The following is an 18,402-nucleotide window of genomic DNA, read 5'->3' on the forward strand; positions in this document are numbered from 1 at the left end:
ATGGATGGTCGGAGACGCCCCCGTCGCCGTGTCTACAAACGCGGGACTACTCCAACGGACGTGCGTCCTTGATTATCACGGAGATATCCCGGCCATTGGGTGCCTTGTAGGTCACGGTCTCGCCGTTGTGCGCGCCGACGATAGCGGCCCCCATCGGCGAGTCGGTGCTGACCACATCGTAATCGGTCGCAACGGAGATATCGCGCGAGCCCAGCACGTACGTCATCTCGCGACCGGCGAGCTCCAGCACGACCACGGATCCATTGCCCACCGTGCCGGTCTTCGGAGCGTGAAGAATCTTCGCGTTGCGGAGTTTGACGGTCAACTCGTTGATCCGCCCCTCATTCTTGCCCTGCTCCTCGCGCGCCGCCTGATATCCACCGTTCTCCGACAGGTCGCCCTCCGCGCGGGCAGCCGCTATACGCTCGGTAATCTCCTCGCGGTACTCGCCCTCCCTATGGGCGAGCTCCTCCTTCAACGTGTCGTACGCCTTCTGTGTCAGAAGCACGACCTTCTCATCAGCCATGATGACAACCTCCTCAATCCATTAATCATGCGGCAAACGAACAGCCGCGGTCGACATCGCCAGGAATGGGTCGACCGCTTCCGCGTCCCTATACGGAGGGAGGCGCCGAATCTCTCCGGCGCCTCCCCGAGACCACCGTCAACGAGTCGATACGATGTCGATAACAAAAACCAAAGTGTCCGTTCCACCAATCCCAGCCTGCGGAACACCACGAGATCCATAGCCATACTCCGGGGGAATGGACACAACGAGGCGGGAACCCACATTATGCCCGGGAACGGTGCGGTCCCAGCCCTTGATGACCTGTCCGACACCAATGCCGAAGCTCGCGGGGCTGTGCCTGTCGAAACTCGAGTCGAAAGGCGTGGAGCCACCCCACACGACACCATGGTAGTTGACCGTAACGGTATCGCCCGGACGCACCACGGGACCATCCCCCTCAACGAGCTCAACCACCCGCAGACCCGCGGGCGGTAGCTCGACGGGGAAGGAGATCACCGGCGACGAGCCGAACTCCGCATTCACCTCAGGCATGGTCTTTTCCATAACATCTCCTTTCGGACAATGTCCACCAGAATATCACCACCCGCCCGATCGCAGAAGTCAATATGCGTGCGGAAACATTATGCGACCCGCACACAAGGGTCCGGGAGCCTCAGTAGATCATCGAAAACATGCTCACCGCATAGAACAGACCGACGCCTGCCATCAGCACGACAACCGCGCCTGCCACGAAGGCGAGGACGGGCCGCCGAGACAGCCGTTCCCCAACCATCGTGGCCGCGCCGAAGGCGAGGAATCCCCAGACCGCGCTGTTGAACCCCACGGACAATGTCTGTCCGCCGGCCAGAGCCGCCCCACCCTGCGCCATCACCAAGGAATCGATCAGGGAGACGACGACGAGGAACCCCCACAGCCCAAAACCGACAAAACCGCATACAGCCGCGACAAGTGGCCTGTACCTGTCACGGAAGCGCGCGGACAGGGACTGCGCGAGCCAGAGCAGTGCGAAACCCGCCGTCACCGCGAAGGCGACCGCCACGAGGCACGCCACCATCATCCAAGGAACCAGTGCGACGACACCATTGATCATGATCATGTACAGCGGAGCCGCGATAATCTCCCCAGCGCATAGAACGCAGGCGACAACCACATTCTGCGCAAGAACCAGCGGAGCGTTCCCACGGCGAGATTCCTGCCTGTTTCTTTCCAATGGCATAACGGTCCTTTCATCGGACGGCTCTGACCTTCCGCGGCGTGTCCACCAAGGTCACGGAGTCCACCAGATACGGAGTCCACCAGACCAGCGCGTGCCCCCTGCGGGGTTCGAACCCGCATGCCTTGCGGCGGCGGATTTTAAGTCCGCAGCGTCTGCCAGTTCCGCCAAGGGGGCGGATGAGCCGTCTCACAACGATGACTCCGACGAGGACACCTTACCGCACGCCATGTCCTCGTCAGTCACGGAATGTCGGTCCGACCACCGGATTGGTCAGCCACGGGCCTCCAGCAAACGCCTCCCATAGTCGACGACAATCCCATCAAGAAGTCCATGCTCACTGGCCATGAAGGAGTCGATGACCACGCCATGGTCGTCGCGCGCCGCCCGAGACACACGGTCGAGCACCCGTGACCATACCAACGCCCCACCACCAACGACATCCACGCGACCAGGGTGGATCGCCCGATATGTCGATCTCTGCGCACGCGTCATGCGAAGGAAGCGATCGTTGACGGCGAACGCCGTGGACAGCGGAAGCTGGGCCCCATCAACGGCGGCATGGTCGTACTCCTTCAACCCCAGCGCCAGAGCCGCCATGGTGGTGACGGTTCCCGAAACACCGATGATGCCATGCGCGTCACCGGCATGAACATGCTCGAATGCCTCATCGATATGCGCATCGATGTCCTCAACGGCCGCGTCAATCTCGTCCTGCGTGGGAGGGTCGGAGCGCAGATGGCGTTCCGTCATCCGCACGGAACCGATGTTCATGGAAAAGGCCTCCCGCACCGAGGTCGATGGCGTTGACAGGCCATCCCCTCCGATGACCATCTCCGTGGAGCCTCCCCCAAGATCGACCACAAGATAGGGTGGCTCGACGGACGATCTGTCGACGATTCCGGTTGCGGCCAGAAAGCTCAGATCGGCCTCCTCCGTTCCCGAAATCACCTCGGGACGCACTCCAAGAATCGATTCAATCCCATCCTCGAACTCCTCTCGATTCGCGGCGTCGCGCGTGGCCGATGTCGCCACGAAACGCAGACCGTCGACCGGATGCTCCCGAAGAACCACAGCGAACTCTCGAGCCGCCTCATAGGTTCGATCCAAAGCCTCCGCCGCGAAGCGATGCGTGTGGTCCACATCCTGTCCAAGACGCACCACACGCAGCATCCTTGGGACGACATCCACGATCCGCCCATCGGAACACACCCTCGACACTTTGAGACGAATCGAATTCGTCCCGCAATCGATTCCTGCGACGACCACCGAATCCGACATCACAACCTTCCCTCCATCACATCGTCCACCATGCCACTCATCACGCGCATCGGCACACCGACGGCGAAAACTCATCCGACATCGCATCCAGTGCGAGATCACCGATGGGATTCGCTCCCGGACCCATGACGAGGCTCTGGGCCACCAACGCGTGAAGGCACTTGACCCTGACCGGCATTCCCCCGGCGCTCACCGCGGACACATGTTCCTCATCATCGCCGACAAGAGCGGCTATCCTATGCCGGAAAGCGCGATATAACCCATGGGCCCTGACATATCCGGACCGTAGCTCCTCATCCGCAGCAAGACGATCGTTGAACCGCCGCATGACGCCATCGGCCTCAAGATGGGACGCGGCCTTCACCGCCGAAGGACCGGTCAGATAGCACGTGGTGGGAAAGGGAACGCCGCCCGGCAACAGCGGCCGCGTGATCACGGCAAGAGGGCGCCCGCACACGCATCTGGCCCCGACGGCAAGCATCCCGCGCGGGAAGCGACCCAACTGGCTGTGAACAATGGACACATCCTCCTGCGACGCCCTGTGATCCAGAATATGTCGCGCCAGTTCGGCCATCCACCGCGTGTCCCGCTCGTTAAGCGGTATGTCGGCCGCCACCGTCGGCGCCGATGATTCATTCACCACCATCAATCTCCGTTTCTCATACGCAATCAGAACACCCTACTCGGTCGATTCGCTCGACGCCGAGGAGGAAGACGAAGACGACGACGAAGAGGAGGACGAAGACGACGACGAAGACGTTCCGGTGGTCGACTTCGACGTCGGCTCATCCGCCTTCCTGATTCCATACGCCAATTCGCTGTACCACGGTATCGTCGATGCCGAGGATGTTGTGTCATCATCCTTGTCAAGCGATTGCGCGTTCGAAGACTTTCCCGACACGGACTCTGAATTGTTGACGTGGACCGACACCTCACCGGGGAAGACGAAGCCCAGACGCTCCCGGGCCTGCGCAGTGACATAGGATTTGTCACTCCACCGCGCGATCTCATTCTCCAACGATCTCTTCTGCTCGACCAGAGCGGCCTCCTGCCGCTTAAGACCATTGAGTTCCGCCAGATTCAGCGCATACGTGTGAAACGCCGACACAAGCTGTATCCCGCCCAACGCGAGAATAATCACGGACACAACGAACGCCAGCGGGCCCGTGCCTCGAGACCTGCCGGAGGATTTCGACGCATCACGGGACCGCTTGGAACTTCTCATAAAAACGACGGTACCCGCCGCATTCGACGAGCGAACACGGCGGGCCCCTAACCGATAATTCGGTATGAACTACTTGACGTACTTCGCGCACGCCTTGAACGCCGCGTACCCGGCATACACGGCGGTGGAGCCAAGCTCCTCCTCAATCTCGAGAAGGCGGTTGTACTTGGCGATGCGCTCGCCACGGGCAGGAGCGCCGGTCTTGATCTGGCGGGTGTTCTTGGCGACCGCGAGATCAGAGATGGTGGTGTCCGGAGTCTCACCGGAACGGTGGGAGACCATGGAGGTGTATCCGTTTGCAGTGGCGAGCTCGATGGCGTCGAGCGTCTCCGTGACGGTTCCGATCTGGTTGAGCTTAACCAGCAGCGAGTTGGCGGCACCCATGTCGATGGCCTTGCGCAGACGCTTGGGGTTCGTCACAAGCAGATCGTCGCCAACGAACTGGAGACGATCACCCAGACGCCTTGTGATGGACGCCCAGTCATCCCATCCCTCCTCCTGGAAGGGATCCTCGATGGAGACGATGGGATACTCGTTGATGAGCTTCTCGTAATAGTCCAGCATGTACTCGGAGTCGCGCTCCTCGCCGTCGAAACGATACTTGCCGGTCTCCTTGCTGTAGAACTCGGAGGAGGCGACATCGAGACAGATGCCGATCTGGCGTCCGGGCTCATATCCGGCAGCTGAAATGGCATCGACGATGTACTTGAGGGAGTCCTCGTTGGACTTCATCTTGGGTGCGAAACCACCCTCGTCGCCCAGACCCGTGGCCAGTCCGTCCTTCTTCAGCACGTTCTTGAGGGTGTGGTAGACCTCGACGCCCGCACGAAGGGCATCGCTGTAGGAGTCGAATCCGTATGGGGAGATCATGTACTCCTGGATGTCCGTGGCGAAGTCCGCGTGGGCTCCACCGTTCATGATGTTCATGTTCGGGACGGGAAGAATATGACCGTTGGTTCCTCCGATGTAGCGATACAGGGGAAGGTCCGCGGACTCGGCCGAGGCGTAGAGAGCCGCGAGGGAGACTCCGAGAATGGCGTTGGCGCCCAGCTTGCCCTTGTTGGCCGTTCCATCGAGCTCGATCATGACATCGTCGAGAGCGCGCTGGTCGGAAGCATCCATCCCAATGACCTTGGGAGCGATGACCTCGTTGACCGCCTTGACCGCGTCAAGAACGCCCTTGCCCATATAGCGGGCCTTGTCGCCGTCACGACGCTCCCATGCCTCGGCCTCACCAGTCGACGCTCCGGAGGGAACAAGACCATGTCCCGCCGCGCCATCCTCGGTTTCCAGATAGACTTCAACGGTCGGATTGCCACGGGAATCAAGAATCTCGCGCGCGTAGACGCTTTCAATAGCTGCCACAACTGCTCCTTACAACGTAGGTTGCGATAACGCTCTCCACACTACTGGGATTTATGGACGATGCCACTGGATTCCGCGGCGGTTCGTTAGCCCTCACACCGGCATCCCATCCAAAAAGGCCAGCTCATCGAAGTCGAGCTTCAGCTGATTGGCGGCGACGTTGTCCACAACCTCCTCGACCGTACGGGCGCTGGGTATGACGATGACATGAGGATCCCTGGCCAGCTCCCAGGCCAACGCGACACGCTGGTACGAACAATGCCGACGGGCGGCGACCTCACGGAACCTGTCCAGCAGGGAGTCATCGACCGGATCGAGGAATCCCCCCAGAGGCGAGAAACATACGAACGCGCGCCCCATGTCGCACACATGCCCCAATGTCCGTTCCGGATCGCGGTACACGGGAGAGAATTGGTTCTGAACAGCCACCAAGGAGTCCCCGAGAATGGAGCTGGCGATGTCGATGTCCGCAACACCCACGCGCGAGATTCCGACGTGGCGCACCAGACCCTCGTCGACAAAACTCCGCAAAGCCATCATCTGGCGCTCGTAGGGAAGTTGGGGATCATCGCAATGTGAATACAGCAGCGGAATCGAATCAACACCCAACCGCTGCATCGACTGATGGACATCGGCGAGCATGGTTTCCGGACGCGCGTCAGCACGCCAACCATACCGACCGTGGTCGTCAAGGGTCCTTCTCCAACCTGTTTTCGTCGCGACCAGAACATCGTCACGGGGACCATTCCATGATGACAGCGCTTCGGCGACAAGGCTCTCCCCATACCCCAGATCCCCGGGAAGCCCGGAACCCGGCTGCGTCGGTAGGTAATAGGACCACGCCGTATCCACGTATCGCACCCCGGCGTCCAGCGCCGCATGGATCACCTCGATCGCGTGATCCCGCGACGGGCGTCCCTCCACCGCGAGCGCCATCGTCCCCAAGCCGATACGCCCTATCTCATATCCCGCCAGAACAGCCATGCGTCCTCCTCTCCGCCGCCCATTGCCCGTCGGCTGCCATCACTGGGGGAACTCACCCAGATCGATTGTCGGCACGGTCATTCCCAACGCCCTCATCTCCACCACGGGATTCATGAACTCACGTTCACGGAAGATAAGTCCCTCCCTCATTTCGAATGAGTAGAGGAAATGATTGTCATAGCGGACGGGATCATGCCCGGGAAGAATCACTGTTCCCCCTCCGTCGGCCTCGGCCCACAGCCAGTCGGGATCGTCCGTGGTCCACACGCGCACGTTCCTCCACGTCCAATCGGGGAAATGCCTGCTCGACCACACATCATATTCGGCGATCCGCTCACGTCCTTGAACCGCGACGGGATGCCCTGAATCCGATGTCCACAATCCCGAGATGCCATCCTCGGTGAAAAGCTCATGCCGTCTGCGCAAGGCCTCGCCGTGTCCGGAGGAGAGATACCTCTCCACCGTGGTGCGATTATCCGCGGCGCGATCATCGTCCACGGCCCGGTCGTCGCATGCGATTCGGCCATCGTCTGCCTCACTGCGGTCATTCATGCTCATCTCGGATCCCCCCGTTCCGCGCATCCCTCGTCCCCGCATCATTCGCCGTGTGGACAAGGGATTCCCCATCCTCCGAATGACCGCGCCGCACTCCGCGCACGACACTCCCATATCGCACGATTGATTCCGTCACATCACGCAGATAACGGATCGACGTGGACCAGTCCCCGCTCACCTCGATGGAATGATTGGCCTTCGGATACACCCGTACGAGTCCCTGTCCCGTCAACGACGCCGCCCTTGCCCCATCGAAATACGGATCGGCGTCACCTGCGCACAGCAGGGGGGCTGCATCGGACGAGGAAATCCCGGAATCCGGCACGGTGATGACCGATTCGGCAGGATCGCAGGGAGGTGGATTGAGGACGGGCGTGAGCAGAACCGCCGGCAACCCCCTATCGACCAGATGCGGGTAGGTGAGGGTGGACAGCGACTTCGTCACGACCATCACAGAATCATCATCATGCCCAGATGACGTGATCCCCGACACCCATGAATCGACAAGACCATTCATGCGATCAATGGTGCGCGGGAAATCCACAACATCGGGAAGATCGAGCCACAGCCTGTCCACGGACCAGCCATCCCACGACAGAGCCCTGGCGGCCCAGTACAACAGAGGCCTGTCCACCGTGTATCCGATGCCGGGCATGATCAGCACATGGCCTCCTGGACCGCCGGCCCCGGATTCGCAGGACGATCCGCCCACATGATCCGAGACGGCAGACGGACGGGGCCACGCACGAATCCTCGCCCCGATACCAGCTCTCGCCGACCCGCGATTCCCCGCCAACTCATGATCGTGTCGCGTCACCGCAGACCATCCTCCCCCGCCAATCGCATTCCCAACGCAGCCCCGCTCACCCCTGTGACGCCGGCTTCCACATCACATCATCCAACAGCGCATCGACCCACCGGATCACCGAGGCCGAATCCATCGGGGTGGAGCCAAGAGATCCGCCGAATGGCGCCGGCACAAGAAGCGTGCGCGTGACAGGACGATACTGCGTGCCGCGATAGATGCGCTCCAACCGCATCATGACCGAATCCGGGACGTCGATCGGCCGCACACGCACCTTGGCACCCTGCGACGCGATTTCCTCGACTCCCAGATCCCGAGCCCGTGCCCTGATACGCGCGATCGCGAAAAGATCGTCGAGCTCCTGGGGAGACGCCCCGTAACGGTCCGTGAGCTCCTCCCGCAGATCGGTGAGGTCCTCGCCGGTGCGCGCCGACGCCAGCTTCCTGTATGCCTCCAGCCGCAGCTTGTCGGAGTCGATGTACTCCACGGGAATCGACGCCTCCACGGGAAGGTCGACGCTCACGGAGACCGGCTCCGCCTTGCCCGGGTTCTTGTATTCGTCAACGGCCTGCGACACCATTCGCACGTAAAGGTCGAATCCCACACCTTCGATGTGCCCACTCTGCTCGTCTCCGAGGAGATTGCCGGTTCCACGAAGCTCAAGATCCTTCATCGCCACGTCATAGCCCGATCCCAACGCCGTGTGCTGGGCGATGGTCGCGAGCCTGTCATGCGCCTGTTGCGTCATGGGCCGTGCCGGATCGTACAGGAAGTACGCGTACGCCCTTTCGTGTCCACGCCCCACGCGTCCGCGAAGCTGGTGAAGCTGGCTGAGCCCGAACCTGTCGGCGTGGTCGACAATCAGCGTGTTGGCGTTGGATATATCCAATCCCGTCTCGATGATCGTGGTGCACACCAGCACGTCGATATCCCTGTGCCAGAAATCCCTGATGATCTGATCCAGCTGCTTCTCTCCCATCTTGCCGTGGGCGATTCCCACGCGCGCACCCGGCACAAGCGATGTGATCTTCTCCGCCACGGACGAGATGTCCTCCACGCGATTGTGGACATAAAAGACCTGACCGCCGCGGAGCATCTCCCGCCGCACGGCCGCGGTCACCTGGGCGTCCTCGTAGCCTCCCACGTAGGTGAGAACGGGAAGCCGGTCCTCCGGAGGCGTGGCGAGGGTGGACATCTCACGAATCCCCGTGACGGCCATCTCCAAAGTCCGGGGAATGGGGGTCGCCGACAGCGACAGCACATCGACGTTGGTCCGCAACGCCTTGAGACTTTCCTTGTGCTCGACTCCGAAGCGCTGCTCCTCGTCAATGATGAGCAGACCCAGATCTTTGAAGCGGATCTTCGGGGACAAAAGCTTGTGGGTGCCGATCACGACATCAACCGACCCTTTCTCCAAACCAGCGACCGTTTCGCGGATCTGCGCGGGGGTCTGGAACCTGCTCAAGGGGGCGACCGTGACCGGGAAGCCCTCGAAGCGCTCCGAAAACGTCTCCATATGTTGCTGCACAAGAAGCGTCGTGGGCGCGAGGACAGCCACCTGCTTGCCGTCCTGCACTGCCTTGAACGCCGCTCGCACCGCGATTTCGGTCTTTCCGAAGCCCACATCGCCGCATATGAGTCTGTCCATCGGCACGGGACGCTCCATGTCGGCCTTGACCTCGTCGATGGTGGTGAGCTGGTCGGGGGTCTCCTGATAGGGAAAGGCATCCTCCAACTCCCTCTGCCAGGGAGTGTCCGGGCTGAAGGCGAATCCTTGCGTACGCTGACGGGCGGAGTAGAGACGCACCAAATCCTGCGCGATCTCATGAACATGCTTGCGGGCCTTGGCTTTGGTCGCGGCCCAATCCGATCCACCCAGACGATTGAGCTTCGGCGCGTCGGACCCTATGTACTTACTGACCTGGTCGAGCTGGTCGGTGGGGATGAAAAGCTTGTCGGGAGGAGCGTTGCGCTTGGATGGCGCGTATTCGATGACGAGATACTCCCTCGTAGCATCGGAGGACGACGCCCCCGCCCTGCGTTGCCGCATGCCGACGAACCGGCCGATGCCATGCTGCTCGTGGACCACGTAGTCGCCCGGGGCAAGCTCCATGAGATCGATCGCCCGTCGGCGTCTTTTCGGTGCCGAGGAGGTTCCCGCCACACCGTTACGACCGGTCAGATCACGCTCCGTGAGAAGCGCCACATGTGCCGCGCGGTCGATGAACCCATCCTCCGCCTGCGACCGGACCGCGGAGAACCGGGTGGACGACACCGCGGCCACCATACGGGACAATCTGTTCAAAGTGCCCTGCGCGGCGGCCGTCAAAGTCACCGCGTATCCCTCCTCCATCAGCTTCGACAGACCTGTTCTGGCCCGACCCTCATCGCCACGGAACTCATCGGGATGATGGGCGTCAAGAACCATATGTCCGGGTTTCTGGGGATCCACGCTGAAATCGGTGACGCTCCACACCGGGCGCATCGACAGCTCCAAGGAGGATATGATCTCATCGACGTCCAGGAAGCTCGCCCTGTCAAAACTCAACGGCGCTCCGGAACCATGCCCGCTCGCCGCGACATGCCAGCTCGCGGCGAGAAACTCGTTGGCCGTGGCCGTCAGATCCGCGGCCGCACGTCTAAGGCGGTCCGGATCGAACAACATGACCAACGCACGGGATGGCAGAAGTGACGACACCGGCTCCATATCGTCGACAAGAACCGGAAGAAGCGACTCCATCCCCTCAACGGGCACGGCATTGGCTATGGATTCGAGCATGTCGTCGGCGTTCGCGATCGATCCGACCAACGATTTCGCCCGGGCACGCACCGAATCGGTCAGCTGGAGCTCCCGGCACGGCGTGGCCCACACCGCCGACGGCACGTCACGGAAGGTCCGCTGATCCGCTGCATGGAACTCACGTATCGAATCGATCTCATCCCCGAAGAACTCCACGCGAACTGGGAATGGCGCCGTGGGCGGGAAGACATCGAGTATCCCCCCTCGAACGGCGAACTCGCCACGATCCATGACCAGATCGACACGAGAATACGAGTTCTCGACAAGCCGCCTCTGCGCATCTTCCATCGCCAAGCCCTGTCCGCGCGAGAACAGCAGGGGCGTGACGTCCCCAAGTCCACGAACAACCGGTTGAATCAGGGAGCGGATCGGCAGGACCAGAATGCGGATGGGCCCGAACATCGGATCGTCGTTGCTGGGGTGTCGCAGACGCCGGAACACCTCCATCCGCGTGGCCACCGTGTCCGCCCTCGGCGACAGCCTCTCGTGGGGCAGTGTCTCCCATGACGGCAGCGCGGCAATGTCGTGTGGATCACCCGGATACCAGGAACGAAGCGCGTTCATCGTATCCTGCGTCTGGCGATCGGATGGCACCACGACCACCACCGGAAGCCTTTGGGCCATGGCCGCGGTCAGAGCGGGACGAACCCCGCCCACCGCCTGGATGAGCAGATCCTCGTCGTCATGCTCCGTCGAATCGACAAGACCATGAAATGCCGGATCCTGACGAAGTGCCTCAAGAAGAGGAGACAGCGATCCATCCAACGGGGCATGAGCCGACGCGCCGGGCGCGGGAGCGGACATCGACGGGGAATCGGCTAAGCCTTGTGACGCGGTGCTACCGGCCATTGAACTTCTCCTGCGCCTGCGACAGACCCTCCACCATCACCGTCTCGACCGCGTCGGCGCCGTCGGCCACGAAATCCGGGAGCATGCGCCTCTGGCTGGAATCAAATCCGCCAAGAACCCATCCGACCACGTTCTCATGGGCGGCCGCGCCCCGCCGCGCATGCCCCACCCCCATGCGCACACGCGCGTAATCGTTCGTGCCCAACGATCGGTCGATCGATTTGATGCCGTTGTGCCCCCCGCTGGAGCCGCCGGATTTGACCTTGATGCGGCCGAACTCCAGATCCATGTCATCGTGCACCACGACGATATGGTTCGGCGCTATCGAGTAATACGTGGCTATGGAGGACACGGCGTCCCCCGAATCGTTCATGAAGGTCAAAGGCTTGGCCAGGAGGAATTTGACAGGGGCCGCTCCAAGGCGCATGATCCCACGCCCCAGATCGGCGAGTCCTTTGTGATTGGACAGGGACACCGACCACCGGCCAGCCAGCTCGTCGGCCGTCATGAATCCCATGTTGTGGCGCGTCCCCTCATACGTCTTTCCGGGATTCCCCAGTCCGACAACCAACCAGAACTCCGAAGCCATCCGACTCTCTTTCCTTACTGAGTTCCTCGCTCCACCCGCCATGATCAACCATCCCGTTCACCTCTCGTCGACGGGATGGGACTCCAGCCGCACATGCTACCGGCCGCGACAGACGTGCATGTCGGAAGCGCGCGGTGACAGCCTAATCCTGCTCCAGCTCAAGCGCCTTGCTCAACGCCTCGTCAAGCTGGGACTGCGCCTGCCCGTAAGCGGTCCAATCTCCGGATTTCAAGGCGGTCTGAGAATCCTCCATGGCCTGATTGGCCTGTTTGAGAAGTTCGCGCAGTTTCTCCCGATTGGCGTCCGCTGACGTGGAGGATCCGGAGTCTACCGACGTGGCGTCCCCATTCGTGGACTGCGAGGAGGACGACCCGGATGACGAGCTGTTCCCGGCGTCTCCCGCGGACGCCCCTGAATCGCCTCCGAACACCTGATCCAGAGCCTCATCGAGGGTGTTGGCGAAGCCGACCTGATCTCCAAAGGCGACGAGGACCTTCTTCAGCAGGGGGAACCGGGTGGATCCGCTCGACTGGACATACACCGGTTGGACATACACCAGTCCCCCGCCCAGAGGGAGCGTGAGAAGATTCCCCCGCGTGACCTTTGTGGAGCCGGACTCGAGAAGGTTGAGCTCCTTCGAAACGTCGGCGTTGGCGTTGAAGTTGTTCTGCGCCTGTCCGGGACCTGGAACGTTGGAGTCCTTGGGGAGTTCCTGAAGCCGGATCGTTCCGTATCCCGCACCCTTCACCCCAGCGGTCGATCCGGCGTCGGAGTCCACCGACAGAAAGCCCGTGAGAATCTCCCTGGTTGAGCTGCCCGCGGGGATATACGTTGACGTGAGCGAAAACACCGGCTTGCTCGTTCCTCCGGTTTTGAGCGTGAGATAGTAGGGCGGCTGGAGGACGTCGTCATCCTGATCCTTGCGTGATTCCGTCGGATCGACGGGGACCTGCCAGAAGTCCTCCCCCGAGAAGAACTGACTGGCACTGGAGACGTGGTACTGGGACAGCAGCTCGCGCTGGACCTTGAACAGGCTTTCGGGATAGCGCAGGTGGCTCATCAGATCGCCGGATATCTCCGAGATCGGATGGTACTGCCCCGGGAATATGTTCTCCCATGCCTTGAGAACCGGATCCGAGGTGTCCCACGCGTAGAGCGTGACGGATCCGTCATAGGCGTCCACCGTCGCTTTCACGGAGTTGCGGATGTAGTTGGCCTTCTGCGAGGCGAGTCCGGAGACGGTGCTCGATGACTCCGTGGTGGAGTCCTGAGTCACCGACCCCAGATCTGTGGTCTGTGAATAGGGATAGGCGTCCGACGTGGTGTATCCATCGACGATCCATTTGACCCGTCCGTCGACTACAGCTGGATACACACGACCATCAAGCGTGAGATATGGCGCGACCTTGGCCACCCTCTCCTTGGGACTGCGGTCATAAAGAATCTGGGAGTCGGAGTTGACGCGGTCGGAGAACAGTATCTGGTCCGAGCCGAAACGGATCGAATACAGAAGACGTGCGAAGAGATTGCCGATCTTCGGCCCTCCATTGCCGGAGAACGTCGTCGTGGCGCCATCGGACCCGGTTGGATAGTCGAATTCCCATGAGGCGGTGCCTTTGGACGCCCCGACGATCGAATATTCAGGAGCGTTCGGGGAGAAATAGATGCGTGGCTCGTATTTCTCCGATTCGGCGAGTTTGCCCTTGGTGGGTATGCCGGATTCGAAGAACTCCGGCTGACCATCCGTGGTGACCTTGTTTCCATACGCCGCGACGATGCCGTATCCATGCGTGTACACGGTGTGGTCATTGACCCAGTTGCGGTTGTCGTTGCCATCGAGATTCAGTTCACGGGCGGCGATGACGGTGTCCTGGCTGACTCCGTCCACATCATATTTGTCCACCGCAAGGGTGTCCGCGAAAGTGTAGTACTGCTTGGACTGCTGAAGCTGTTTGAAGGTCGATGACACGACCTGGGGATCGAGAAGACGGATCTGGGCTGTGCTTTCGGCATCCTGCGCAAGAGCCCCGGACTTGCCCGTCGTGGTGGCCTTGTACTCGTTGGTGACCACATTCGTCAGGCCATAGGCCTGCTTCGTGGCGGTGATGTTGCGCTGGATGTAGGACGATTCGGCCTCCTGGGCGTTGGGATCGACCTTGAATCGCTGCAATAGTGCCGGCCACAGGTTCATGAACACAAGACTGAGCGCAAGGAACGACGCAATCGCCACCGCGGGGGTGCGCCATGCCCTCAGCGCGGCGGACATTCTCACGCCAACCGGCGCCGGGCCGTCGATGCTGTGCGACCGCATCAGCCACACGCACAGTACGACTCCGAGAATGGCCGTAAGCCCCGCCATAAGGGATCCCAGAGGGATGGTCGCATGGACGGTGGCGTATGTGGCACCCGTGATCTTGTCACCGCTCTGGGTCAAAGTCCCGAAAACGGCCAGCACCTGTGTCAGGGACCACGACATCATCACCAGAAGGAGCCAGATGGCGATCTGACGGCGGGCGCGCGTGGTCATGGAAAAGACTCCGTGGCCACGTGTGGGCATGGTGACGCGGATTCCTCCCATCAGCGCGTGCATGACGACGGAGAACACGAGTCCAACGGCCACGAGGAAGACTAGCGCCGACGCGACAAGACGCAGTCCGGGAAAAACGAAGACATAAAAGCCATTGTCGATGCCGAACTGCGCGTCCTTGACTCCAAACGACTGCGCGTGCGTCATAAGAAGTATCTGCGCCCAATGGGAGTTGAAGCGCGATCCGAAGAGGACGCCCGCAATCAGGGACACGACTACGGTGATCCTTCTCGCGCGGCGGGAGCTGATGCCCCGTCCGATCTCGATGATGTCGCCGTTAATCCGGACCCTCGACCCATCCTCCGAATCCGGGCGCGCGCGTATGGCCAACCAGGCCGCCACATAGCTGACCACGACGACCAAAAGCGCATAAACGACCCACAACCCGACCTTGGTCCACAGCTGAGTCCACACGACGCTGGCGAATCCCAACTGTCCAAACCACAGAAGATCGGTGATGAAGCGTTCCAGTCCAAGGAACAGACCCACCGCCAGCGCAAGAACGGCGACAATCGCCATGATGGCCCCTGAGACACGCGATGACGAGCGACGTCCTGCCGCCAACCGCCTCCCGGACCGACCTGCGGCCGCTCCTCCCCGACCGCGACCACCTGTCGGAGGGTCACCATCGGCCCGCACATCCGTCACCACCGGATCATCCCCGGCCCCACCGCGGCCAGCGCCGAACGCCTCACGAATTTTTTTACGGACAATCTCCCAGAAATCTTCTCTCTTCATATCTCCAGCGTATCGACCACCCATGAATTCGCTTGCCGGCGTAGAGCGCATGGATGGAAGCATATGGGAACATCGCGCAATCTCTGTTCCCATCGCTATAGCATGGTGTTCATGTCGGGAAGAGGGCATCATCAATCGGTGAATCATGCTTGCCGCGGGCTCGGCCGCGCTTTGGCGCCCACCATCACCGCCATCGCCGTCCTGCTGGTGATATCGGTTCTGTCCATCGCGTGGGCCGCGGGACTGCGACCATCGCATCAGGAGCATACGGCGGCTTCGACGTCCATGCCGACGGCGTCACGGACGACAAGCCCTGTTCTCGACCACCGCACGCTCAACAGAACATCGGCACCGGCCATATCCACGCCATCCGCGACACCATCCTCCACGCCCACGTCCACCTCGACGTCACAGTCAAGCGCGACGACAACCCTAACCAAAGCGCAGGCCAGAAGCAAGGCCGTCGCCGCTGTGAACGGAATGAGTATGGAGGAGCGTGCGGGCCAGCTGGTCATGGCCACGCTCACCGTGGGATCGTCACCGAGCACCATCCGCCAGCTGATCTCCGACAGGCATATGGGATCCGTTCTGCTGATAGGCAACTGGACGATTGGAACCGCAGGAATGCGCGCAGTGACGGATGCCTTGCAGTCCTACGCTCCCTCGGGGAACTCTCTTCTCATCACCACCGACGAGGAAGGCGGGAGCGTCCAGCATCTCAAAGGAGATGGCTTCGACTCCATCCCGTCGCAGGTGGCCCAGGGAGGGATGACGCAAACCGCGCTTCGATCCTCGTGGGCACGATGGGGCTCCCAGCTCGCGGCCGCGGGAGTCAATGTGGACCTCGCCCCTGTGGTCGACACCGTCACGGTCTTGCGCTCATCCAATGACGCCATCGGAGCATTGAACAGGGATTTCGGACTTGACGCATCAGGGAACGGGCTTCATGCCGCCGCCGCCATCCGCGGACTGCGGCACGCCGGCGTGCGCAGTGCCATCAAGCATTTCCCTGGCTTGGGCGGGGTCCAGGGAAACACCGACTTCACAGCCTCAGGCGTCAAAGATACGTCCACAACCGCCGACGGTCCCGAGATTGGAGCATTCTCCACCGCGCTTTCGGCGGACCCCGGAATGGTGATGATGTACCTGGCCACCTACAGCAAACTGGATGGCTCGTCCCCCGCGGCGTTCTCCTCCACCATCGTCGACGGACTCCTCCGCTCCACGCTGGGATTCGATGGGGTGGTCACGTCCGACTCGCTTTCGGCGACCGCTGTGAGCGGCGTTCCGGTGGACCAACTTGGCGTGAGATTGATCGAGGCGGGGGGCGATCTGGCGTGCATGGGATCGCCGTCCTACAACGAGCCGGTTCTCAACGGGATAATCGCCAAAGCGCGTGCCGATTCCACGTTCGCGGCCCGCGTGAAGCAATCCGCGGTGCGGGTTATGACACTCAAGTATCTGATGGGTTTGGCGCGGTAGAAAAGACGGACTGCGCAAAAGACGCACTGCGCTGATGGATGTCAGTCGTCCTTGGACACCACTCCTGTGGCCCGTCCGATGGCCTTCAGTCCGTGGTACATGACCAGCACCACGATGGTTCCGATGGCGATGCCGTTGAATTTGACGCCGGAGAAGGCGAAGGTGAAGTCGGCTATGCCGATGATCATCACCACGGCGGCGGTCATGATGTTGACAGGCTTGTCGAAGTCCACCTTGTTGTCCACCCAGATCCGCACACCGATCATGCCGATCATGCCGTAAAGCAGCGTGGTCACCCCGCCAAGGACGCCCGCGGGAATCGTGTTGACGATGGCGCCGAACTTCGGACAGAGGCTGAGAATCAGCGCGAATCCGGCCGCGCACCAATAAGCGGCCGTCGAATACACTTTGGTGGAGGCCATCACCCCGATGTTCTCGCCGTACGTCGTGGTTCCCGATCCGCCTCCGAATCCGGCGATTGCCGTGCCGATGCCGTCTGCCATCAACGCGGTGCCGATCTGGTCGTCATAGTTGCGCCCGGTCATCTGAGCCACCGACTTGACATGTCCCACGTTCTCCGCGACAAGCACCAGAACGACGGGGATGAACATCGCAAGAACCGAGAAGTCGGGCTGGGGAAGATGGAACGCCGGCAGCCCCACCCACGCGGCCTTGGACACATCGTCGAACGAGACCTGTCTGCGGATGCAGGCATAGACGTATCCGACCAGCACGCCGAGAAGTATGTTCAACCGTCCCAGAAGCCCACGGAAAAGCACCGCGATGAGAAGCACGGCCACCAAGGTGACGATGGCCGTGTCAGGAGCCGCCTTGAAGTTCGTCCACACGGTAGGGGCGAGGTTGAATCCAATGATGCCGACGATAGCGCCGTTGACCACCGGCGGCATGATGATGTCGATCCATTTCGCCCCCGCGTAGTGGACAAGCAATCCCACCAACGCGAGAAGGATGCCGGTGACCATGATGCCGAATCCGGCCACCGCGATTCCCTTGTTGGCCGTCGTCACGGCGAGAATAGGGGCTATAAAACCAAAAGAGCTTCCCAGATAACTGGGAAGCTTGTTCTTGTTGATGAGAAGGAACAATGCCGTCGACATCGCCGTGAAGAACAATGTCGTGGACGGATCGAAGCCCGTCAGGATGGGAACCAGGAACGTCGCACCGAACATCGCGATCACATGCTGGGCGCCGATTCCCGCCGTGCGCCCCCATGTGAGGCGCTCATCCGGCTCGACCACCTCGCCGGGTCTGAGCGTTTTGCCGTCGCCATGCAGTTTCCACGTGAACAGATCGTTCATCCTCTTCTCCTTTTGCCCGTTCCACGCGAGGGCCATCGCCGTCACGTCGGGGGATATTGTAGCGGCTCCCCTGTCACCATA

15 protein-coding genes and 1 tRNA gene are annotated in these 18,402 nt (G+C 61.3%); 1 reads left to right on the forward strand and 15 read right to left on the reverse strand.

All coding sequences use genetic code 11. The features are described 5' to 3' along the window. Positions 1 to 46: 46 nt before the first annotated feature. The 14 genes from greA to Q1X90_RS04515 all read right to left on the reverse strand — a co-directional run bounded on the left by greA (position 47) and on the right by Q1X90_RS04515 (position 15,520). Positions 47 to 526: a transcription elongation factor GreA gene (gene greA, locus Q1X90_RS04450; RefSeq protein WP_300766941.1), complete on the reverse strand. Its 480-nt coding sequence runs from the start codon at positions 524 to 526 to the stop codon at positions 47 to 49. Positions 527 to 664: 138 nt separating this feature from the next. Further along, positions 665 to 1,072 (reverse strand): FKBP-type peptidyl-prolyl cis-trans isomerase, encoded by a 408-nt coding sequence (locus Q1X90_RS04455; RefSeq protein ID WP_300766943.1) that lies wholly within the window; start codon positions 1,070 to 1,072, stop codon positions 665 to 667. Positions 1,073 to 1,181: 109 nt separating this feature from the next. After that, entirely contained in the window at positions 1,182 to 1,745 is a 564-nt protein-coding gene (locus Q1X90_RS04460; protein ID WP_300766945.1) for a 4-hydroxybenzoate polyprenyltransferase, read from the reverse strand. 92 nt (positions 1,746 to 1,837) lie between these two features. Beyond that, positions 1,838 to 1,919: transfer RNA gene (locus Q1X90_RS04465), tRNA-Leu, on the reverse strand. A gap of 96 nt (positions 1,920 to 2,015) precedes the next feature. Beyond that, positions 2,016 to 3,023, reverse strand: a complete 1,008-nt coding sequence (locus Q1X90_RS04470; RefSeq protein ID WP_300766947.1) for a Ppx/GppA family phosphatase — start codon at positions 3,021 to 3,023, stop codon at positions 2,016 to 2,018. Positions 3,024 to 3,063: 40 nt separating this feature from the next. Continuing rightward, positions 3,064 to 3,597 (reverse strand): DUF501 domain-containing protein, encoded by a 534-nt coding sequence (locus tag Q1X90_RS04475; RefSeq protein WP_300767025.1) that lies wholly within the window; start codon positions 3,595 to 3,597, stop codon positions 3,064 to 3,066. A gap of 105 nt (positions 3,598 to 3,702) precedes the next feature. Next, entirely contained in the window at positions 3,703 to 4,248 is a 546-nt protein-coding gene (locus Q1X90_RS04480; protein WP_300766949.1) for a septum formation initiator family protein, read from the reverse strand. 69 nt (positions 4,249 to 4,317) lie between these two features. Next, positions 4,318 to 5,613: a phosphopyruvate hydratase gene (gene eno / locus Q1X90_RS04485; RefSeq protein ID WP_300766951.1), complete on the reverse strand. Its 1,296-nt coding sequence runs from the start codon at positions 5,611 to 5,613 to the stop codon at positions 4,318 to 4,320. 93 nt (positions 5,614 to 5,706) lie between these two features. After that, positions 5,707 to 6,597: an aldo/keto reductase gene (locus Q1X90_RS04490; RefSeq protein WP_300766953.1), complete on the reverse strand. Its 891-nt coding sequence runs from the start codon at positions 6,595 to 6,597 to the stop codon at positions 5,707 to 5,709. Between the two features lie 39 nt (positions 6,598 to 6,636). Then, positions 6,637 to 7,155 (reverse strand): PhzA/PhzB family protein, encoded by a 519-nt coding sequence (locus Q1X90_RS04495; protein ID WP_300766955.1) that lies wholly within the window; start codon positions 7,153 to 7,155, stop codon positions 6,637 to 6,639. Beyond that, positions 7,142 to 7,969 carry a hypothetical protein gene (locus tag Q1X90_RS04500; protein ID WP_300766957.1) on the reverse strand — a complete coding sequence of 276 codons (828 nt, stop codon included), beginning with the start codon at positions 7,967 to 7,969 and terminating at the stop codon, positions 7,142 to 7,144. Before Q1X90_RS04500 ends, Q1X90_RS04495 begins: the two co-directional genes overlap by 14 nt. A gap of 46 nt (positions 7,970 to 8,015) precedes the next feature. After that, positions 8,016 to 11,561, reverse strand: a complete 3,546-nt coding sequence (mfd, locus tag Q1X90_RS04505; RefSeq protein WP_300767027.1) for a transcription-repair coupling factor — start codon at positions 11,559 to 11,561, stop codon at positions 8,016 to 8,018. Positions 11,562 to 11,595: 34 nt separating this feature from the next. Further along, positions 11,596 to 12,195 (reverse strand): aminoacyl-tRNA hydrolase, encoded by a 600-nt coding sequence (pth, locus tag Q1X90_RS04510; RefSeq protein ID WP_300766959.1) that lies wholly within the window; start codon positions 12,193 to 12,195, stop codon positions 11,596 to 11,598. A gap of 142 nt (positions 12,196 to 12,337) precedes the next feature. After that, positions 12,338 to 15,520: a UPF0182 family protein gene (locus Q1X90_RS04515; protein ID WP_300766960.1), complete on the reverse strand. Its 3,183-nt coding sequence runs from the start codon at positions 15,518 to 15,520 to the stop codon at positions 12,338 to 12,340. A 111-nt stretch (positions 15,521 to 15,631) separates the two neighbouring features. Here Q1X90_RS04515 and Q1X90_RS04520 point away from each other — a divergent pair, with 111 nt between their 5' ends. Next, positions 15,632 to 17,002: a glycoside hydrolase family 3 N-terminal domain-containing protein gene (locus tag Q1X90_RS04520; protein WP_300766962.1), complete on the forward strand. Its 1,371-nt coding sequence runs from the start codon at positions 15,632 to 15,634 to the stop codon at positions 17,000 to 17,002. Between the two features lie 41 nt (positions 17,003 to 17,043). Here the strand turns inward: Q1X90_RS04520 and Q1X90_RS04525 are convergent, their stop codons facing one another. Next, positions 17,044 to 18,321, reverse strand: a complete 1,278-nt coding sequence (locus tag Q1X90_RS04525) for a solute carrier family 23 protein (RefSeq protein ID WP_300766964.1) — start codon at positions 18,319 to 18,321, stop codon at positions 17,044 to 17,046. Between the last annotated feature and the right edge of the window lie 81 nt (positions 18,322 to 18,402).

It is taken from the genome of uncultured Bifidobacterium sp. (genome assembly GCF_949292005.1).
In the GTDB taxonomy this organism is placed as follows: domain Bacteria; phylum Actinomycetota; class Actinomycetes; order Actinomycetales; family Bifidobacteriaceae; genus Bifidobacterium.

What these genes read in the sequence shown, in the direction of transcription:
- Q1X90_RS04495 (WP_300766955.1), bottom strand. Translation starts at nt 7,155, where the DNA reads ATGAGCATGAATGACCGCAGTGAGGCAGACGATGGCCGAATCGCATGC.
- Q1X90_RS04520 (WP_300766962.1), top strand. Translation starts at nt 15,632, where the DNA reads ATGTCGGGAAGAGGGCATCATCAATCGGTGAATCATGCTTGCCGCGGG.
- Q1X90_RS04455 (WP_300766943.1), bottom strand. Translation starts at nt 1,072, where the DNA reads ATGGAAAAGACCATGCCTGAGGTGAATGCGGAGTTCGGCTCGTCGCCG.
- pth (WP_300766959.1), bottom strand. Translation starts at nt 12,195, where the DNA reads ATGGCTTCGGAGTTCTGGTTGGTTGTCGGACTGGGGAATCCCGGAAAG.
- mfd (WP_300767027.1), bottom strand. Translation starts at nt 11,561, where the DNA reads ATGTCCGCTCCCGCGCCCGGCGCGTCGGCTCATGCCCCGTTGGATGGA.
- Q1X90_RS04475 (WP_300767025.1), bottom strand. Translation starts at nt 3,597, where the DNA reads ATGGCCGAACTGGCGCGACATATTCTGGATCACAGGGCGTCGCAGGAG.
- Q1X90_RS04515 (WP_300766960.1), bottom strand. Translation starts at nt 15,520, where the DNA reads ATGAAGAGAGAAGATTTCTGGGAGATTGTCCGTAAAAAAATTCGTGAG.
- Q1X90_RS04470 (WP_300766947.1), bottom strand. Translation starts at nt 3,023, where the DNA reads ATGTCGGATTCGGTGGTCGTCGCAGGAATCGATTGCGGGACGAATTCG.
- Q1X90_RS04490 (WP_300766953.1), bottom strand. Translation starts at nt 6,597, where the DNA reads ATGGCTGTTCTGGCGGGATATGAGATAGGGCGTATCGGCTTGGGGACG.
- Q1X90_RS04480 (WP_300766949.1), bottom strand. Translation starts at nt 4,248, where the DNA reads ATGAGAAGTTCCAAGCGGTCCCGTGATGCGTCGAAATCCTCCGGCAGG.
- greA (WP_300766941.1), bottom strand. Translation starts at nt 526, where the DNA reads ATGGCTGATGAGAAGGTCGTGCTTCTGACACAGAAGGCGTACGACACG.
- Q1X90_RS04525 (WP_300766964.1), bottom strand. Translation starts at nt 18,321, where the DNA reads ATGAACGATCTGTTCACGTGGAAACTGCATGGCGACGGCAAAACGCTC.
- Q1X90_RS04460 (WP_300766945.1), bottom strand. Translation starts at nt 1,745, where the DNA reads ATGCCATTGGAAAGAAACAGGCAGGAATCTCGCCGTGGGAACGCTCCG.